Source organism: Microcystis sp. M53602_WE12 (assembly GCF_030065455.1).
Taxonomy (GTDB): domain Bacteria; phylum Cyanobacteriota; class Cyanobacteriia; order Cyanobacteriales; family Microcystaceae; genus Microcystis; species Microcystis aeruginosa.
This window is the reverse complement of record NZ_JASJFB010000305.1, coordinates 1-4,180: the sequence shown is the minus strand read 5'-3', so window position 1 is coordinate 4,180 and position 4,180 is coordinate 1. Positions and strand designations below refer to the sequence as shown.

The 4,180-nt window shown below is 43.3% G+C and carries 4 protein-coding genes; 1 reads left to right on the top strand and 3 read right to left on the bottom strand.

The genetic code is table 11. The features are described 5' to 3' along the window. Positions 1 to 224: 224 nt before the first annotated feature. Both PX482_RS10975 and lnt read right to left on the bottom strand, forming a co-directional pair. A complete protein-coding gene (locus PX482_RS10975) occupies positions 225 to 467 on the bottom strand; it encodes a DUF8620 family protein (protein WP_002756980.1) in 243 nt (80 codons plus the stop codon). A 59-nt stretch (positions 468 to 526) separates the two neighbouring features. Further along, the gene (gene lnt / locus PX482_RS10970) at positions 527 to 2,053 is read right to left on the bottom strand and encodes an apolipoprotein N-acyltransferase (protein WP_288122437.1); all 1,527 of its coding nucleotides are present in this window, start codon (positions 2,051 to 2,053) and stop codon (positions 527 to 529) included. Positions 2,054 to 2,476: 423 nt separating this feature from the next. Here lnt and PX482_RS10965 point away from each other — a divergent pair, with 423 nt between their 5' ends. Continuing rightward, entirely contained in the window at positions 2,477 to 3,235 is a 759-nt protein-coding gene (locus tag PX482_RS10965; RefSeq protein ID WP_288056179.1) for a GAF domain-containing protein, read from the top strand. A gap of 91 nt (positions 3,236 to 3,326) precedes the next feature. Here PX482_RS10965 and PX482_RS10960 read toward each other — a convergent pair whose 3' ends face one another. Then, positions 3,327 to 3,713: a hypothetical protein gene (locus PX482_RS10960; RefSeq protein ID WP_002756975.1), complete on the bottom strand. Its 387-nt coding sequence runs from the start codon at positions 3,711 to 3,713 to the stop codon at positions 3,327 to 3,329. Positions 3,714 to 4,180 lie beyond the last annotated feature (467 nt).

The following is a 4,180-nucleotide window of genomic DNA, read 5'->3' as shown; positions in this document are numbered from 1 at the left end:
TTGGGACTTTCAAAAACCTTGCATTATCCTTCTTGTAGTACATCGCTTGGTACAAAAAACAAGGGCAACAAAGCCTAAAACGACCGGCTCCTGACGACCGGCTACTGACTCCTACCCCCAGGAAAAACTTTTTCAGCAGACCCTAATTAAATTAAAAATGGATTTTAGGTTCGATCCCCCCTGCCCTCCTTGATAAGGTAGGGTTGATTCATGAATCAACCCTACTATTTAGGGGACAAGCGTTCTTGAATTTGATTAATTGCCCAGCTTAAAATCGCCCCCGCAATTAAAATACTAATAGCAGGATTGAATAAGGGCAGCCAAAGACGCTGAAAAAGTTTAAATCCTAGGGGAATTCCCGTGGATTCACCGATAACAGCCAGGGCAAACCAGAGAAAGCCCGCTATTACTAAAAACACATCAAATATTAAGATTCTATTCAACCACTTGACAAATTGCTCTTTCATTGCAGCAAAAACTTAGGTTATTTAACAGTTCATTCACGAAAAAGTATAGCACTGTCACCTTAATCCCAAGCTCTCCAGAGCCAAGCGAGTCCGGCAGTAATGATTAAAACTTTAGTTAACCAATCTCCCCAGCGCACATATAAAGTTCTTGTATCCCGTCGATAAATTGTTTCGCTATGGATTTGATATCTATCCAGATCCGATAGCCAAAGCTGATTACCGTGGGGATCGACAAAAGCAGAATAACCTGTATTGGTGGCCCGGGCCATCCATCGATCGGTTTCGATCGCTCGCATGGTATCCTGAGCATGGTGTTGAGCGGGCATGGCGTGGCTATAATGGGCGTTATTAGAAGCAGTAATAATAAATTCGCCTCCTCTAGCAGTTTGACGGCGAAAATGTTCGGAAAAAGCCGACTCGTAACAAATGCCCACAATTATTTTACCGAAAGGGCTGTCAATAATTTGATCAGGATTTCCCTGGATTAAATGCGCTTGCAAGGGAGAAAGGCGATCAACAATTCCGCCCAAAATTTCCTGAAAAGGAACGTATTCGCCTAAAGGCACGAGAATTACTTTATCATACCGACTAATCACCTGTCCCTCGCCATCAATGGTCAAGAGACTATTGTTATAACCCTTGTCCACCTTGCCAAATGCACCTAACCAGATTGGCGTTTTTTTGGCTAAAATTGCCGAATAAATCGAGCTATTATTGACTAAGTTCTCCCAATAGTAGGGTAAGGCGGTTTCAGGAGTTAAGACGGCATCTACTCCTCGATCGGCGAGAATTTGATAACCAGAGGTGTAACCTTCGAGCGCCTTTTGAAATCCTAGGGGCGAAAGTTTAATCGTGTTGGCAATATTGCCCTGAATGACGCCAATTTTTATCCCTAAATCCCTTGACTTTTCGATCGGTTTATGGTAAACATTCCATCCCCAGAGATGCAGGCTCAAACAAATGAGGAGGGGTAAAGAGAGAAAAGCGAGATTTTGCCGCGACTGACGGATTAGGAGAAAGCTTTCGGCGATTAAACCGTTAACTGCCACAATTGCCGCCGTTACCGTCGTAAAACCCGATAATTTGCCCAATTGCAGAATCAATAAATTATGGGGACTTTGACTATAAGCAAGGGTAGTCCACCAGAGAGGGGATTGACTCCAGAGAGATTCTAACCCACACCAGAGGGCAGTACCGATGAAAACCCGTAGGAGGGCATCCCGAAAAGATGACTGATTAACACTTTTGTTGACATAAAACATGACTAACGTCCAAGTTAGCACGATCGCCGTTCCCCAAAAAGTAATAAACAACCAACAAAACAGGGCAATTAACAAACTCGCTAACCAGGGGACACCCATCCACGTCATCGGGTGAATTCCCGTGATCCAGAATAAAGCCAGACCATGGTAGGCAAAACCCCAGCCAAAACCGTATAAAAGCTGTTTTTTTAGGGATTTTTCCGCTAATCTCACAATAATCCACAGGGGGACGAGAGAAATCCAAGCGAGTAACCACCAAGAAACTGGCGCCACTGTTAACCCCATCCCCACACCGGCCAAAATTGCCCAGAGAAAACGCACCATCTTTCACTCCAGTCAGGTTAAACTCCTCTGACCTACTAGATCAGAGTAGCTAGAGGGAAGACAAAACACAAGAGAGACACAGAAGTTTTTCAGCACATCTACAATAGATAAGTTAGCGAGTAAAAAAGCCCCTCGATCAGATGCTAAGTAGGGAGGCACAATTATTTGTAGGATGGGTTAGCGGTAGCGTAACATGAGCGGGCGTTGGGTTTCATGCTTCAACCCAACCTACGTTCATCTAGAGGGAAGACAAAAAACAAGAGACACAGAAGTTTTGGCTACATCTACAATAGATCAGTTAGCGAGTAAAAAAGCCCCTCGATCAGATGCTATGGCAAGCTATAGACTCAGACAAACACAGAGATGAGGAATGTCATCCTCACCCTGAAAGCCTAAACTCGGACTGAATAAGTGATTGAATACATGGATAATTTTAACCCCAAAATAGCTACTCTGGCTCTTGTCTTGAATGTTGAGGAAAATCTCGAAGATATTTTTGGGAAAATAGCTAGTATGAGCGCTCATCAATTGCGAGCGCGGCACTGTTCAATTATGTTAAGCTCTCCACAGGAATTAAAAGGGGAAATTACCGATTATCTAGAAGTTTTTGCCCATTATGATGATCTATCACCTTTGGCTGATCAAGAAATAATTAAACTCGATCAAGTTATTGCCGACAGTGTAGCGGCCACAGGAAAACCTTTACTAATTAAGGATATCACTCGATCGCCATTTGCCAGTGCAGCCCGTGATCCCAAAAGATCAAATAATAATAGTTTTATCTCCGTACCGATTATCCTCAATCAGCAGGTAATCGGAGTAATTAATCTCAGTTTTCCCCTAGACAAAAAACATTTTGAACCATTAGATTTAGAAATCTTGCAGTTATTCGCTCAACAGGCTGCCCAATCCCTGCAAATTTTTCATTTGCAAGGGATGTTAAAATCTCGTTTTGTGGCTATGGCAGTGACTAGAGAAATAGCAGAAATTCAGTCCGAACATTCGATCGCTGTTCACCCTTATCCCCCGAAATTAGCCAAAATTGTCGCTAAGGCTTTTTTTAAAGAATTAACTCAGGCCGGTTTTGGAACCCATGAAGTTATTGAGATTGCTAATGAGGTTTTGAATTTACTACAAAAGACTCTTAATAAACATAAAAATCGTCTGGAAGGAAAAGATTAAGCTCTAGTCAAGGGTTAAAATCGACTAACTTGCCACTCCCGTGCAGTGCCAAGAAGTAATTGAGATAGTTAACAGCTTAATTGACCGTTGTTTACTGATTACCGCTGCCGTCCTGCCGTCCTAATTCATAGACACCAGAGGCAACACAGGCGAGAATACCGACACTAATCGGCCAACTTTTTCCTAAACTAATCTCGATTAACCAATCGGAGAAACCGCCGAGAATGAGAAAGGGAATAATACTAAAGATAGAGGCATAAAAAGCATTTTGTGATTCTCTGGCGATGCGAGTTTTTTCAAACTCCTCTAGGGAAGTATAGAGGAAACGCTCGGCAAAATTAAACCAGCGATAGAAAATTTCTATAAACCAATTTCGCACCCCAGCTAACCCCAGATACAATGCTAAAGACCAGAGACAGCTACCGGCAATAAAGGCCGGGGAAATATTGATAGTGAAGGGCAGAAAGTCGATGACCATAAATGAGAGCCACAGAAGTGGTAAATTTGAGCGAACGGCTTGATCAATCTTAACAAGTCTTGACCCTGGCACCAAAAAGTTGACATCCTCACCGCCGGGGCCGGACGGTGATTTCCAAACCTGACGATTTGGGTTTCTGTTTGGGGTCCCTTACCCGGTTTCGCGGCTGCCTTAAGTAGTCGTGCAAAATTAATTTCCTAGTCGAGACAGGAGACAGGAGACAGGAGACGGGAGACGGGAGACGGGAGACGGGAGACGGGAGACAGCTATTAGGGATCGGATTTGAGTTTTCAGTTCACTGTTTGCTCACACCAGAAGTCTGACGGAGTAGTGGCTTAGATGTGTAATTAATTTTGCTTAGGTACTTAGGGCTTGCTGAATAAATCTAAAAACCTTGTTGGATAAGGCTTTTAGACTTTTTTCCCTCAAAAAGTGCCGACCATTGGAGGGATCGGGGGTAAAATACA